General features: G+C 50.3%; 17 protein-coding genes. 14 read left to right on the plus strand and 3 right to left on the minus strand.

Going from position 1 to position 14,842, the window contains the following annotated elements; translation table 11 throughout:
• Positions 1-251: 251 nt before the first annotated feature.
• A complete protein-coding gene (locus EVJ33_RS01120; protein WP_131433690.1) occupies positions 252-983 on the minus strand; it encodes a hypothetical protein in 732 nt (243 codons plus the stop codon).
• 151 nt (positions 984-1,134) lie between these two features.
• Here EVJ33_RS01120 and EVJ33_RS01125 point away from each other — a divergent pair, with 151 nt between their 5' ends.
• The 9 genes from EVJ33_RS01125 (at position 1,135) to EVJ33_RS01165 (ending at position 7,623) form a co-directional block, all read left to right on the plus strand.
• A complete protein-coding gene (locus EVJ33_RS01125) occupies positions 1,135-1,707 on the plus strand; it encodes a GNAT family N-acetyltransferase (protein WP_131433692.1) in 573 nt (190 codons plus the stop codon).
• The gene (locus EVJ33_RS01130) at positions 1,704-2,417 is read left to right on the plus strand and encodes an alpha/beta fold hydrolase (protein WP_131433694.1); all 714 of its coding nucleotides are present in this window, start codon (positions 1,704-1,706) and stop codon (positions 2,415-2,417) included. Before EVJ33_RS01125 ends, EVJ33_RS01130 begins: the two co-directional genes overlap by 4 nt.
• Positions 2,410-2,970: an NADPH-dependent FMN reductase gene (locus EVJ33_RS01135; protein ID WP_131433696.1), complete on the plus strand. Its 561-nt coding sequence runs from the start codon at positions 2,410-2,412 to the stop codon at positions 2,968-2,970. Before EVJ33_RS01130 ends, EVJ33_RS01135 begins: the two co-directional genes overlap by 8 nt.
• Positions 2,971-3,039: 69 nt before the next feature.
• Entirely contained in the window at positions 3,040-3,279 is a 240-nt protein-coding gene (locus EVJ33_RS01140; protein ID WP_034776991.1) for a hypothetical protein, read from the plus strand.
• Between the two features lie 71 nt (positions 3,280-3,350).
• On the plus strand, positions 3,351-4,442 hold the full coding sequence (locus tag EVJ33_RS01145; RefSeq protein WP_131433698.1) for a virulence factor: 1,092 nt from the start codon (positions 3,351-3,353) through the stop codon (positions 4,440-4,442).
• Between the two features lie 242 nt (positions 4,443-4,684).
• The gene (locus tag EVJ33_RS01150) at positions 4,685-4,879 is read left to right on the plus strand and encodes a hypothetical protein (protein WP_131433700.1); all 195 of its coding nucleotides are present in this window, start codon (positions 4,685-4,687) and stop codon (positions 4,877-4,879) included.
• Positions 4,880-4,979: 100 nt separating this feature from the next.
• Complete coding sequence (locus tag EVJ33_RS01155) at positions 4,980-5,789, plus strand: BsuPI-related putative proteinase inhibitor (RefSeq protein ID WP_236634497.1); 810 nt, start codon at positions 4,980-4,982, stop codon at positions 5,787-5,789.
• Positions 5,790-5,906: 117 nt separating this feature from the next.
• The gene (gene nadE / locus EVJ33_RS01160) at positions 5,907-6,722 is read left to right on the plus strand and encodes an ammonia-dependent NAD(+) synthetase (protein ID WP_131433702.1); all 816 of its coding nucleotides are present in this window, start codon (positions 5,907-5,909) and stop codon (positions 6,720-6,722) included.
• Positions 6,723-6,756: 34 nt separating this feature from the next.
• A complete protein-coding gene (locus EVJ33_RS01165) occupies positions 6,757-7,623 on the plus strand; it encodes a PhzF family phenazine biosynthesis protein (protein ID WP_131433704.1) in 867 nt (288 codons plus the stop codon).
• 249 nt (positions 7,624-7,872) lie between these two features.
• On the opposite strand, the gene EVJ33_RS01170 is transcribed toward EVJ33_RS01165, so the two are convergent.
• A complete protein-coding gene (locus EVJ33_RS01170; protein WP_131433706.1) occupies positions 7,873-8,262 on the minus strand; it encodes a disulfide bond formation protein B in 390 nt (129 codons plus the stop codon).
• Between the two features lie 110 nt (positions 8,263-8,372).
• Here EVJ33_RS01170 and EVJ33_RS01175 point away from each other — a divergent pair, with 110 nt between their 5' ends.
• From EVJ33_RS01175 to EVJ33_RS01195, 5 genes are all read left to right on the plus strand, one after another.
• The gene (locus tag EVJ33_RS01175; RefSeq protein WP_131433708.1) at positions 8,373-9,251 is read left to right on the plus strand and encodes a transcriptional regulator CcpC; all 879 of its coding nucleotides are present in this window, start codon (positions 8,373-8,375) and stop codon (positions 9,249-9,251) included.
• Positions 9,248-10,369 carry an N-acetyldiaminopimelate deacetylase gene (locus EVJ33_RS01180; protein ID WP_131433710.1) on the plus strand — a complete coding sequence of 374 codons (1,122 nt, stop codon included), beginning with the start codon at positions 9,248-9,250 and terminating at the stop codon, positions 10,367-10,369. Before EVJ33_RS01175 ends, EVJ33_RS01180 begins: the two co-directional genes overlap by 4 nt.
• A gap of 269 nt (positions 10,370-10,638) precedes the next feature.
• Positions 10,639-12,027: a cytochrome ubiquinol oxidase subunit I gene (locus EVJ33_RS01185; protein ID WP_131433712.1), complete on the plus strand. Its 1,389-nt coding sequence runs from the start codon at positions 10,639-10,641 to the stop codon at positions 12,025-12,027.
• A 14-nt stretch (positions 12,028-12,041) separates the two neighbouring features.
• Positions 12,042-13,073 (plus strand): cytochrome d ubiquinol oxidase subunit II, encoded by a 1,032-nt coding sequence (locus EVJ33_RS01190; protein ID WP_131433714.1) that lies wholly within the window; start codon positions 12,042-12,044, stop codon positions 13,071-13,073.
• A 107-nt stretch (positions 13,074-13,180) separates the two neighbouring features.
• Complete coding sequence (locus EVJ33_RS01195; protein ID WP_131433716.1) at positions 13,181-13,843, plus strand: potassium channel family protein; 663 nt, start codon at positions 13,181-13,183, stop codon at positions 13,841-13,843.
• Between the two features lie 30 nt (positions 13,844-13,873).
• Here the strand turns inward: EVJ33_RS01195 and EVJ33_RS01200 are convergent, their stop codons facing one another.
• Positions 13,874-14,650, minus strand: a complete 777-nt coding sequence (locus EVJ33_RS01200) for a Cof-type HAD-IIB family hydrolase (protein WP_131433718.1) — start codon at positions 14,648-14,650, stop codon at positions 13,874-13,876.
• Positions 14,651-14,842 lie beyond the last annotated feature (192 nt).

Genomic DNA, 14,842 nt, shown 5'->3' on the forward strand with positions numbered 1-14,842 from the left:
TGATGAATAGATTTTCACCTCGCTTTCTCTATATTGCCTTCCATTCCTCCAGAAGGTTATTCCTAGTATACCGCCCTCGCGATAAAAGAAAAGACTTAATTTAACGAAAAATTAAGACAATTTGTTATCAATTTTTAAAAATAGTGTCACAGGCGCGTCGCTGAGGGATTTAGGACGTAATTCTTATGGGCGGGATAACAAAAAAGAACCTGATTGGATCAGGTTCGACAAAGATTCGTGCATGGATGAACTCAAAAACGTTCGATCTCCCACGTGCGCCGGCGATACGTCAATTGCCCCTTCAATGCGATCGATTCTTTCTTCGCGTCGAAATCTTCCTCGAGGACGGACATGTCCTCGTAACGTCCTGCGACATAGAAGGAGATTGATACTTGGCGATTGAACAGGCTCCGTTTCGTATGGTCGAAGTCGATGATCAACCCTTGCGGCGACAACGCTAAAATCTCATCGATGACTGGTAAGGGAATCGGAACGAAACTGATGTTACGGATGTCCCGGTCGAGCTTGCTTTGCAACACGCTCTGCAGGAAGTGCGAGATTGTCGACCAGTCTCTGATGTAGAGGCTGCTGTGACGGTCATTCGATTCGTTGAAAAAAGCAATCTCATTTTGAATCGAATTGAGGAACGGTCCCTTTAAGCCACGCTCCATGTGGCTGAGGAACAAAATCTCGGCAATCTCATGGTCCGACAACGATTCGAGCAGATGGTAGTCGGGAAAATCGATGGCGGTGAAACTTGTTTGATTGTTTAAGTATTTCGTCGAGAACGTCGACAGTTCATGCGCCTCGATATAGCGGAACCGGGTCCGGGAAGACTGCCTCATCCCTTTTATGTCCGTACGACAGATAATCATCGGGCGGGCGAGTGATAGCGCTTCGGTGACATCGCTCAGCGTCACGCCGTGAAGTGTAAAACGTTGCAGTTCTCGGTCTTGTTTAATATAGAACAACTGTTTTGACATGTTTATCCCCTCAGTTCAAAGTCACTACAGTTTGATTTTAGCAAATCCCTCTCAAGAGCGCCATGTTTGAGCGGTTCTGGAAGATTGAGATGATGGTTTTTTTGAGAAAATGGTTATAATTGAGGAAAAGAAGCAGAAAGGCGGATTCCATATGTGGGGGTTGAAAAAAAGTTTTCCTGAACTCATAACGAGTCGGTTCATTTTAAGAGAACTCGAACCCCGTGACGCGAGGGCGCTCTATGTGATTCTCTCGACCGAGGAAGTGATGCGCTATTACGGGTCCGATCCTTTGCTGGCCGTCTACGAGGCGAAGAACGTCATCGCTTATTTCAAAGACCAGTTCCAACAAGGCAAAGCGATTCGCTGGGCGATCTGTGATCGCGAGACGAACGAACTGGTCGGGACGATTGGCTTTCATAACTGGACGCCCCAATACTTCAGGGCCGAAATCGGCTTTGAAGTCGCACCGAACCATTGGCGTCGGGGTGTCGCCCATGAGGCGGCATCGGCTGTCATTCGGCACGGATTCGATGAGTTCAAATTTCATCGTATCTCGGCGCTCGTCGCCCCAGAAAATGAAGGATCGAACCGGTTAGTACAGAAGCTTGGATTCACGGAAGAGGGGCTGCTCCACGATTACGCTTATAGTCATGGCCGTTTTATGGACTTGACGATGTATCGTCTCTTGAAAGAGGAATGGAATGAAAGGGAGGAAAGACGATGAGACAACTTGTACTGTTACACGGCTTATGTGGCTCACCTGACTATTTTGAGGAACTCATCCCGACGCTCGATGCGGATGTGTATGCGCTGACGTTACCGGGACATGATGGGACCGAAGCTGGACCAGAGACGATGGACCAGTTCGCAGATTGGGTGCTCGCTGAGATACGTCTCCGAGAACTCGAACGGCCAATCGTACTCGGGCACTCATTCGGAGGCTATGTCACGACAAATCTCGTCCGCCGTTATCCGACCGAGCTGTCGGGATTCGGCTTGATTCATTCGACGGCGGCGGCTGACCCGGAAGAAGCAAAAGCCAAACGGAATCAAGCGATCGAGCGAGTGATGGCAGAAGGGGTCCATCCGTTCATCGATACGATGATTCCGGGGGTGTTTGCGGCTGACTCAGCCCACACCTTAATCGAGCGCGCGAAACAAATCGGGTATGCGATGTCGAAAGAAGGAATTATTTCTGCGCAACGGGCCATTCGCGACCGGGCCGACGAAACGGAGACCGTGCGCGAAACGAGCTTGCCCGGTCTATTCCTCTACGGGGACAAAGATCCGAACATGGACGCTGACCGTGCTTTCCTCGGCGCAGAACATCATACGAAACAAACTGTCCCAGGCAGCCATATGGGAATGATGGAGCAGCCTGAATTAGAAGCACGACTCATCAACAATTGGCTTAAGGAGGTGCGACATGTCTAAATTCAAGCTTGTTGCCGTATCAGGAAGTCTTCGAAAAGCGTCGTTCAACACGGCGTTGCTCCACTCAATCATCGAGCTCGGTCGAGACCGATTTGATGTCGACATCGCTTCGATTGAGATGCCGCTCTATAATGACGACTTGATTGATCCGAACGAACCTGACGTCGTACTCGCGTTCAAACAAGCGGTACGCGAGGCGGATGGTCTGCTCGTCGTCACACCCGAGTATAATCACAGCATTCCCGGTGTCTTGAAGAACGCAATCGATTGGCTGTCACTCGAACCAGGGACACCGCTCAGAGACAAGCCGGTCATGATTGCCGGTGCATCTCCGGGGATGCTCGGGACGGCGCGTTGTCAAATCCATCTCCGTCAAGTATTTGCCACAAATCGTGCGAACGTTTTACCAGGAAATGAAATTTTTATTAGTCATTGCAAAGAAAAGATTGATGAGAGCGGATTGCATGATGAGAAGTCGCGTCAACAAATCGACCGAGTATTATTGGAGTATTATAATTGGATTGATTCTTGGAAGCGTCACGCAAAAAATTAACTTGAAGTCGCCCTGAATGTTTGATAGAAATGAATTGTGAAAACACACACAAAGGGAGCGACAGCAAAAATGGAAACGTATATTGAACTGTACAATGGCGGCGAGTTAGAGGACCGGGCAGTCATCAATGACGGGATGACGTTCGGCCGGGTCACGATTGTGGAATTATTCTATCAGACGGGCCATATTTTCGGATACGTGAAAGCCGATGGAGAGAAACGATTCTTCCTCGAGCCGGTCGCCGGGGACGATACGTTCATCGTCGAAGGAGACCGTTATTCGCTCCAGCAGTTCATCGCCCTATTTTGATGTTCACGACGCAAGCGACTCGCTTGCGTTTTTTTGTTGTTTTCGTCACGATTGAAGATGAGGTGATGAGAATGAAACTAGTAGCTATTGAACCAACTCCAAGTCCAAATAACTTGAAGATTATCGTGGAACCGGCGTTCACAGGTCGGGGTGTCACGTATGACAAGGCGAGCCGCGACATGCCTCCAATCATCGAGGACATCGTCGGGTTGCGTGGGGTCAAGTCGGTCTACGCGGTCTCTGACTTTCTCGCCGTCGAACGCCATCCAAAACACGATTGGCACGACGTCATGAACGAGATTCGTCGCGCGTTCGGGGAGGACGTGGCGGAAGTCGAGGCAAGCCAGATGGCAGCAGACTACGAACCGGTACATGTATCGGTCCAGTTCGTACTCGATGTGCCGATGCAGTTGAAACTCGTCAAAGGCGACACAGAAAAACGTGTCGGTCTGTCGAAACGGTTCGTCGACGCAGCACTCGACGTGCAAGCCCAAGTGAAAAACGTCATTCAAGACCGACGTTGGGTCGAACAAGCCCCGCGTTACGGGGAACTCGAGGACGTGAGCGTCGTCGCGCAAGAAGAACTCGAGGCGGCTTATCCCGAAGAACGAGTCGCGCGCATCGTCGCCCGTGCATTCGGGCGGGAAGCCGACTATGAGGCGAATGCGAACCAGCTGCAATCAGACGATTGGAAAGCGCGACTGGCGTTCCTAGATGAACTCGAGGTCATTCCGGACAACATGGTATATTTCCGTCGAGCGCTCGAGGATAAGGTGATGGCGATCCGTCGACAAGCGGTCGTTATGATTGGCATGTTCGAAGAGAACCGGGAAGAGTACGTCACGTATATCGAACAGGCACTCGTGGACTCGTCACCAATCGTCCGTCGTACGGCCGGCGATACGGTATCGGACTGGGCGTTGCCGCAGTCTCAGCCGTCGATGATCGAGGCGCTCAAAGATAAGAGCAAGCTCGTCCGGTGGCGGGCCGCCCGGTTCTTGTTCGATTGTGGGGATGAGCAGGCGGTGCCCGCACTAAAAATCGCCGAAGACGACCGTGAGTTCGAAGTTTCCCTTCAAGCTCGTCTCGCGAAAGAACGGATCACGAGCGGGGAAACGGCGCTTGGGACGGTGTGGCAACAAATTTCGAATCGGACGAAGTAACAATCATTCGACAAACCAATATTTATCTTTTTTACAGTTACAGGAAGAGAGACGAATCAGCACGTGATTCGTCTCTCTTTTCTCGTATACAATTTGATAATTCATCCAAATGACTAACAATCGATACCAGTTATTCGACAGTTGGGTAAGCGGGCCTTTTGGCCTGTCGAACGATGTGACGTTTTTCCTTGAGAAACGTTGATACACTATACATATCTTATACCAACAAAGGAGCCATACTCATGATGCTTTTTGCAGAAACACCAGAACTCGTAGCCTATAAGGAAGTCGTCGATGGTATGATCACGGTCATCTTTGAGTCGATTCACAGCGAGACGTTCTCAATCTCTGCACAAGTTCGTTCCGACATCGACGTCGCTGATACATTGTTCATGACCGGTTGGCAGCAATACGTCGAAAACCTCCAAGTTTCATAATAAAGGTGAATAATATACGTAAACCCATTACAAACGTCTGCACGAACGTTTACACTAGTGCTATAGACGTTTTTTTATTTTTCAGAGGAGAGTGGGATACGTGAAGAAAACTTGGTTATTGGCCCTCGTCACAGCAATGATGTTGATTGTGGCGGCGTGCAGCAAAGAAGAAGCAAAACCGAGCGATGTGGACGACACAGCGTCGACACCGCCTGCTTTATTGACGCTCGATACGGACGTAAGCTATGACGCCGATTCGAAACAATTGTCTGCGACGGTAGCGATGACAAATCCGAACGAAGAGCCCGTCAAAGTAACGTTCAACTCGTCACAACGTTTCCAAATGACGGTGATGAATGATGAGACGACCGTCTTTGATTACGGCAGCGAATATATGTTCACGGAATCAATTATCGAAGAGACGTGGGCACCAGGAGAGAAGAAAGTGTTCGATGAAGTATTCCCACTCACGCTCGAAGCCGGGGACTATACAGTCGATTTCGTCGGACTGGCCCAAGTTGACGGGGCGCCTGAAATGGCGGTCACGGATCAACAGACATTGACGGTCGAGGCGGTCGAGACACCGACGGAAGAAGAACCGACCGAAGAACCGGCCGAAGAACCGGCTGAGGAACCGAGTGACCAACCGGCACAATCGAACGGTGCGTTCCGCGATGTTGCCATCAAAGTAAACGGTAACACGATTGATGTGTCTGGCTACACGGATGTCGAAGAGTTTGAGTGGAGCGTGTCTGACGGTCATAACCTTTATGCCCAGGGAGCGGCAGAAGTGACGAGCGGCGGCTTTACGTTTGGCGTCCTATTGGACGAAGAGCCACCTGCTGGGAAGTCACTGTTCTTGGAGATGACACCAATCGGCGGAGACGTCTCTTCGTTCCGCATCCAATAATCGAACGGCGGAAACTGAGGTTTCCGTCGTTTTGTTTCGTGAATGAAACAAGTTGACGGCATTCACAGATTGTCAGACAATTAGGCAAACTGATACTTGATAGGGAGGAAGTTGAGAATGCAACAACATATTATCGATTCGACACACGTCAAACCATCCATCAATCCAGCCGAGGAGATTCGTCGCCGGATCGACTTTTTGAAGGCTTATGTCAAACGGGCAGGCTCGAAAGGGCTCGTCCTCGGAATCTCTGGCGGACAGGATTCGTCACTTGCGGGTAAACTCTGTCAGCAAGCGATGGAAGAATTACGTGAAGAGACGGGCGCCGACTATACGTTCTACGCCGTTCGTCTACCTTATGGCGAGCAGCATGACGAAGATGATGCCAAGCGCGCCCTCGAGTTCATCCGCCCGGACAAGACGTTCACGGTCAACGTGAAGCCGGCGGTCGACGCCTCGGTTGAAGCGTTCAAACAAGCGACTGGACTTGAGCTCGGAGACTTCCATAAAGGGAACACGAAAGCGCGCGAGCGGATGAAAGTCCAATACGACATCGCGGCCACGTTTGGCGCACTCGTCGTCGGCACGGACCACGCTGCCGAATATGTGACCGGTTTTTACACGAAACACGGGGACGGGGCTGCCGACTTGACGCCGCTCACTGGACTGAACAAGCGCCAAGGCAAAGCGTTGCTCCATGAACTCGAAGCCCATGAGAGCTTGATTTATAAAGTGCCGACGGCCGACTTGGAAGATGACAAGCCAGGACTCCCGGACGAGGTCGCCCTCGGGATGACGTATGATCAGCTCGATGATTACTTAGAAGGGAAATCGGTAGACCCGACCATCGCCGAACGGATCGAGACGATTTTCAAGCGGTCGCGCCATAAACACCATATGCCGGCCTCGCTCTATGATGAGTGGTGGCAATGATTTGATCATTATGTATGATTAAGGAGAGGGAATGATGTCTATTGATGTATATGTCGTCCATGCCTTTTCAAAAGACGGGGTAGGAGGAAATGCTGCCGGGGTCGTACTAGACGCAGACGTACTGACCGAATCAGAAATGAAACGGATTGCTAAAGATGTCGGCTTCAGTGAGACCGCATTTGTAAGTCATTCGAACTGTGCGGATGTCCGTATACGTTTTTTCACGCCTGAAGAGGAAGTCGATCTCTGTGGTCATGCGACAATCGCTGCGTTTCATGTGTTGAAGGAACGAGATCTTCTCGGGAGCGGACGATTTACGCAAGAAACGAAAGCGGGCGTGCTAGAAGTTGAGATACGAGATGATTTGACAATCATGATGCAACAACGACTTCCGGAATTCTTCCCTGTGACAGACCAGCAAGAAATTGCTGACTCGCTAAAAGTCCCACTTGAATCATTAGATGACCGCCTCCCCATTCAGATCGGTTTCACTGGACTGCGAGACGTATTGATTCCCATCAAATCGCTAACTGAATTATTATCAATTCGAGCGGATTTTCAAAAAGTGCGAGAAGTTAGTCAACGATATGATGTGGTTGGTTATCACCTCTTCACACTTGAAACGCTGGGAGATGCTACTGCTCACACTCGCAATTTTGCGCCGTTATATGGAATTGATGAAGAGTCTGCCACAGGAACGTCTAACGGGGCGTTAGCGTGTTATCTTTTTCAACAAAATATTGTTCCTAGGAATACGCTTCGATTTGTCATGGAGCAAGGGTATGTAATGGAACTTCAGTCAGAAGTCGTAGTGGAACTGACCGCAATGGGAGAGGTTATCACTCAAGTAAAAGTTGGAGGGAAGGCAACTTTGCTGAGAGTAAATCATATGATTCTTTAAGAAACCTAAAAAGAAGAGTCAGCGCTCGTTTACAGTCTGAGAACCAGTCAAGGCACTGGTTCTTTTTTTATGGGTACCTTCCGAGATGTCGTCCATGCTTTCACGCACGAATTCGGGAGCCGCGCGACGGATCGCGGAGGCATTCGTAGTATAAAGGCATGGCCATAAAAAACACCCCATAAAAGTTGGATTTTCATGTCCAACTTTTATGGGGCAGTTCATTAGACCGGTTCTTTTGTGTATCATGGATTATCGCTTCGAGCGTGTCGGTACAAATTGGATGAGCAAAATGAGGGTGAACGCGATCAAGCTGAGCAGCGGGATCGTGAGGAACCCGAAGTAGTTTACCCAACGAATCAAGCAGTCGTTGCTACAGAACGCGTCGCCGTTCGGGATCCGTTCGAGAATGACGTGATAGAGTGCGATGGCCCAACCCGCCCCGGCCATGAGACCGACGAACAGTTTGTTCACGGACCGGTTCGAAAGGAGCACGGTCAAGTAATAGATGGCGAGCGGATACATAAATATGCGTTGGAACCAACATAACTTACATGGCACGTACAGCATGATTTCTGAGAAATAAAGACTGCCGAGTGTCGCGACGGTGGCGACAATAAAGGCAAAATGATGACGTTGCATGGGATTTCCTCCTGACGATTCAAAACTAATCGACAAACGTGATATGATACAGTGAAGCAATAACGTATCTAGTATACAGTCTTTGAAACGATAGAGAAACAGGTGACGTCATGCAAGTATCAGAAGTGGAAGTGTTGATCGTGCTCGCCGAAGAGTTGAACATGCGTAAAGCAGCGGAGCGGTTATTCGTCTCCCAGCCCGCGCTCAGCCAACGTCTTGTCACGATTGAGCACCAATGGGGTAAAAAAATATTCGTCCGCTCGACGCGCGGGCTCGCGCTCACGCCAGACGGTGAAAAAATCATCGATTTTGCGAAGAAGATGTACAGTGAAGAACAAGAACTTCGAGGCGAGTTGACGGCGCAACAAGGCGAGGTGTACGGTACGCTTAAAATTGCCGTTGCGTCGATTATGGGACAATACTGGCTACCGCGCGTGTTGAAACGATTCGTCGAGCGCTATCCGTCGGTCCGGGTCAAGCTCGTGACGGGCTGGTCTAGCGAGATGATGCGCTATATGCTAGAAGAAAATTTTCATATCGGTATTATCCGGGGAAACCCTGACTGGCGAGGCGAGAAGATGAAACTGTTCTCAGATTCGCTCCACTTGGTCGACTTGCGGATGACCGATTTAAAGCAATTAAAAAATAACGAACGTTCGTTCATTCAATTCAAGAGCGACTCGACATATTATCAAGAGATTCTCGAGTGGTGGCAAGAGCGTTTCTCGAGCCCGCCGCTCACGACGCTCGTCGTCGACCAAATTGAGACGTGCAAACAGATGGCACTCCATGGAATCGGCTTTGCGATTTTGCCGGAGTCGACGATTCGCGATGTTGAGGCGATCAATAAGATTCCGCTCACCTCGTCGAACGGCACGCCGCTCGTCCGAGATACGTGGATGTTGTCGACCGAATCGATGCTTGAGTTGGCGCAAGTGAAGGCGTTTTGGGAAATCGTGGATGAAGTGACAAAGGAGAGTGTGGAATGAGTTGGGCAATTGAAGCAAGACGTCAGTTACATTTGATTCCTGAACGAGGTTACGAAGAGTTTAAAACACAAGCGACGCTTGAGGAGCTGATTCGTTCTTTGAACTCGCCTCGGGTTCACATTTCGCACTGGCGCACCGGACTGTTCGTCCGCATCGACGGTCTTGTGGGTGAGAAGACGATTGGATACCGAGCCGACATGGATGGTTTGCCAATCATGGAAGAGACGGGCCTCGAGTTCGCCTCCGTCCATGAGGGAATGATGCACGCCTGTGGTCACGACGTTCACATGGCGATCGCCCTCGGTTTGATTAAACGTGCCGTCGAAGAGCCACTCGATCATGACCTCGTCATCTTTTTCCAACCGGCCGAAGAGGGTCCGGGTGGCGCCGAGCCGATGGCCATGTCGGAACTGTTCTATCATTTCCGTCCCGACGCGATGTTCGGCCTTCATGTCGCTCCGGAATACCCGGTCGGCACGATTGCGTCACGTCCAGGTGTCTTGTTCGCGAGTGCGCGGGAGTTGCATCTAACGATTCACGGAAAAGGCGGGCACGGAGCCTTCCCACATGCCGGGATTGACGCCGTGATCGTCCAAGCTGCATTGATCATGCAACTTCAGACGATCGTCTCGCGTAACATCGATCCGATGGGCAGCGCAGTCATCTCGATCGGCAAGGTCACGGCCGGAACGAAAGAGAACATCATCGCGGATACGGCGAAACTTGACGGGACGATTCGCGCGTTATCGGATAAGGAAATGGTCGTGCTCGAGGGACGCATCCGCCAAATCATCGCTGGGGTGGAAATGACGTATAACGTTCAAATCGACCTCGAGTTCGGCAATCGCTATCATGAGGTCGTCAATGATGAACGCTATTTGTTCCAGTTTGAAGAAGTGGTCGAAGAAGTCGGGTATTCATACAAGACGTGTGTTCCGGCCATGACTGGGGAAGATTTTGGCTACATGTTGAAACAAGTACCGGGGTTTATGGTCTGGCTCGGCGTGAACGATATGGGCTCAGGGCTCCATCAGTCGACGCTCAACCCGGATGAGCGGGCGATTGATGTCGCGATCGAGCTGTTCGACCAGTTCTTTAGAACGGCCATCATTAAATGAAGTGGGCGGGCACAACGGTGTCCGCTTTTTTGTGCGGAATGTGTCGGATTGTGCATAAACGGTTAAGGATTCGGGAAATAAATAAGACTTGTAAAGCGTCGATATTGTTAAGCATGCTCAAATGTGAACATTTTGCGAACTCAAGCATTGAGACATTACAGCGCTATATAAAATCATTATGATAAGGGTATCCAAGGGAAATCATCTGTGATGTTGCGCGATAGACATTGGTTTTAAAGCGCTAGAGAGAGATAGGAGGTAATCAATAGATGTTTCAAGATCCTGTCCTGATGAGCCGGGCGTTAACGGCACTCACGTTGGGTTTCCACGTGATTTTTGCCACAATCGGCGTCGGGGTTCCATTACTCATTTTATTGGCAGAGTTTTTAGGTATTAAAAAGAAAGATCCGAAATATACCTTGATGGCCCGTCGGTGGTCACGGGGTTATGTTGTCACCGTAGCGGTCGGTGTCGTGACAGGTACGGCAATCGGGCTCCAGCTGTCCTTGCTTTGGCCGAACCTGATGCGGGTCGCCGGTCAAACGATCGCCCTTCCATTGTTCATGGAAACGTTCGCTTTCTTCTTTGAAGCAATCTTCCTCGGGATTTATTTGTACACGTGGGATCGTTTCAAAAATCCGTGGCACCATATGCTCGTCGGAATTCCGGTCGCGGTCGGTGCCTTGTTCTCAGGTTTCTTTATTACGACTGTGAACAGTTTCATGAACCAACCGGTCGGGTTTGATATCGTTGACGGACGGCTTGCCAACGTGAGCCCGCTCGAGGCGATGTTTAGTCCGGCGATGCCAACGAAGATGGCACACGTTTTGACGTCGGCCATCTTGACGTCAGCGTTCATTCTAGCAGCGATCGCGGCCGTCCAGTTGCTCCGTCAACGTCGGAATCAACTCGACAAGCTGTCGATTGAGTATCATAAAAAAGGTCTTCGCTTGACGATGACCGTCGCACTCATCTTTGCGATTGCGACTGCTCTCGTCGGGGACTTCTCAGGTAAATACTTGGCGAAGTATCAGCCGGACAAATTGGCGGCTGCGGAATGGCACTTTGAGACCTCCTCAGAAGCCGAGCTCATCTTGGGCGGTTGGCTCGAGGAAGATGGGGAAGGCGGTTACGAAGTACGTGGCGCCTTGAAGATCCCGTATGCATTGTCCATCTTAGCGGGCGGTGTACCGAACTACGAGGTGACAGGTCTTGATGAATTCGCGAAAGAAGATCAGCCACCTTTATTCATCCACTATCTGTTTGATGCGATGGTCGGAATTGGGATGCTCCTCGCATTGATTTCGTTCTTGTTCGTTCTCGGACGCTATATCAAGCGACTGCCTCAATTCAGTAAACCGATGCTCATCGCCATCGCAGCGGGTGGCCCGCTGGCGATGATGGCCATCGAGTTCGGTTGGTTCTTCGCTGAGTTCGGTCGCCAGCCTTGGGCGCTTTACGATTTGATGCGCACGAGTGAGGCGGCAACGACATCAGCGAACGTCGGTTGGATGCTTATCGCCTTTGCGATCCTGTATGCAGTTCTTGGCGTGGTCACGGTACTCGTCTTGACTCGTCTGTTCAAGGACAACCCAGTAGGGAAAGAACTAAAACAATCGGAGCATCGCGGTGAAGCGATGTTCGCGGATGAAGTGTGATCGGAGGGTATGATATGCAGATTCAAGAACTAGGGATTGCCGTATTATGGACGTTTCTATACGGCTATCTCATCGTCGCATCGATTGATTTCGGTGCCGGCTTCTTCGCTTTCTATAGTAAGTACACGAAGCGGGACCACATGATCAACCGTCTGATTGCACGGTATTTGTCGCCGACATGGGAAGTGACGAACGTCTTCTTCGTCTTCTTCTTCGTCGGGATTGTCGGGTTCTTCCCGGATACGGCTTACTATTATGGGACAGCACTTCTCGTGCCGGCTTCGGTCGTATTGATTTTGTTGGCGATTCGCGGAAGTTTCTACGCATTCGCCAACTACGGCTCAAAAGAGAGCACGCTTTACATGTTCTTGTATGGGGCGACCGGCTTATTGATTCCGGCCTCGATGTCGACCGTGCTCACGGTCAGTCAAGGCGGGTTCATCAACGAGACCGAGTCGGGCGTCTTCTTTGATGGCATGAAGTTGTTCACCAACTTCTACTCATGGACCGTAGTCTTCTTGGCAATCGTGTCGGTGCTCTACATCAGTGCCATGTTCCTGTTGTTTTACGCGGACAAGGCGCGTGATGTTCAAGCGGTTCCGCTCGTTCGGAAATGGGCCTTGTTCTGGAGCGTGCCGACGATTATCGCGTCGGGCCTCGTCTTCTTCGGGTTGAAGTCGCAGGCGGCTTGGCATTATGAGAGTATTTTGGCAGGCAACTGGTGGTGGTTCGCCGCAAGTTTCATCTTCTTCATTGTAGCGGTCTCATTCGTCTACTTGAAGCGGAACTACGGCCTCGCTTTCTTGATGGTCATGGGTCAATTCTTTATGGCCTGGTTCGGATATGGCTATACGCACTTGCCGTATATCCTCTATCCGTACATCGACATCAACGGAAGCGTCGTCAACGAATCGATGGCGGTCGCACTCGTCGTCGTCTTCATCCTCGGATTGCTCCTTCTCGTACCGGCGCTGTATCTCTTGCTTCGCCTGTTCTTGTTCGACAATGACTATGTACGCGGAAAGCGTTCGAGTGGTAAAGCGTAAGACCGGATGATTCCGGTCTTTTTTTGTATAGTTTTTTTGAAGGGAATCGGTTACACTGTACGAAGAATCGGGAACAGAAACAGCGTAGGAAAGGGATGTATGAAATTATGACAGGTGAATTTGCAGTCATCGGATTAGGACGGTTTGGCGGTTCGATCGTACGTGAACTGTCTTCGAACGGGTATGACGTGTTGGCCATCGATGCCGATGAAGAACGTGTTAACGAGTTTATGGGACTGGCCACGCACGCGGTCATTGCGGATACGACAGATGAGAACGTATTGAAGAGTCTCGGAATTCGTAACTTCGAGCACGTCATCGTAGCGATTGGGGAGAATATTCAAGCCTCGATTTTGACGACGCTCATTTTGAAAGAGCTCGGTGTTCAAATCATTACCGTCAAGGCGACGAACGATTATCACGAGAAAGTGTTGCGTCGTATCGGAGCCGATAACATCGTCCACCCGGAACGTGACATGGGTGTCCGGATTGCGAACGGGTTGATGAGTCAAAGCATCCTCGACTACCTCGAACTCTCGAACGAGCACTCGATCGTTGAAATCAAAGCGTCGGATAAGCTGTCGAACAAGTCGCTCATCGACTTGGACCTTCGTGCTAAATATGGTGTCAACATCGTCGCCGTACGTCGCGATGACGACGTCATCATCTCTCCTCAAGCCGACGAGATGATTTTGCCAGAAGATATTTTGATCATCATTGGGAAAGATACTGACTTGGATCGACTCGAACGTACACTTCGGTCCAGATAAAAACGAGAGGCGCACGCCTCTCGTTTTTGATTAGATGAGCTTCATTTGTTTTAAGCCATACTCGATGCCGTCTTCGAGAATCGACTTCGTCACGAAGTCGGCGACTTCTTTCGCTTCGGCCCGGGCGTTCCCCATCGCAATGCCGGTCCCGACGTATTCGAGCATCGCCAAGTCATTTAACGCGTCACCGAACGCATACGTGTTTTCGAGCCGATAGCCGTTCGCCTCGATGAAGTGGCGGATGCCGTCGGCCTTGCTCGCACCACGATTGATGACGTCCATGGCGTGCGGGTGCCAACGAATGAAATCAAATTCTCCGTAAGCGTTCAAATAGTGATGCTCTTCTTCTGGTGTACAGTACAGTAACGTCTGATAGACGGCTTGTTCGATATGGAAGTTCGGTTCATAGGTCGGGATTGGCATCTCGAGCTCACCGAGCGACTGCTCGACAATCGGATCGTTCACTTTCGTCGCACCACCTCGGTCTTGACCGAGATAAACGAGCGTATGGTCATTCGAGCCGGCGTGCGTGGTCAGGCGATGAAGGGCATCTGTCGGTAAGGCGTTCCGGTAGACGACCTCGCCCTGATGGACGACGATTTGTCCGTTGTAACAGACGAAGCTCTCAATCCCGACTTGCGCTGGGATATCCGACAACATCGCCGGACCTCGTCCGGTCGCGATAAACGTCTCGACGCCGTTCGCGCGAAGTTGTTCAATCGCTTTGATTGTCGAAGGGGGGATGTATGACCCTTCGTGGAGCAATGTCCCATCGATATCAAAAAACACTACTTTCTGATCTTCCATTGTTCGTCACCATGCTTTCTCTGTCTTTTATGAAGTCAGTTGTATACTAAAAAGCATAACATGAAATCGAGAAACCGCCCTCAATCTAACGTCATTAGTGAAATATTGTCACAATATAAGCTATAATGAAGAAAGAATCTTACGGAGACATAATTTTTATGGCGAGAATCACTTATGTATCACATAGATGAA

Origin of the sequence: Exiguobacterium sp. SL-10 (assembly GCF_004337025.1) — a bacterium.
In the GTDB taxonomy this organism is placed as follows: Bacteria; Bacillota; Bacilli; order Exiguobacteriales; family Exiguobacteriaceae; genus Exiguobacterium.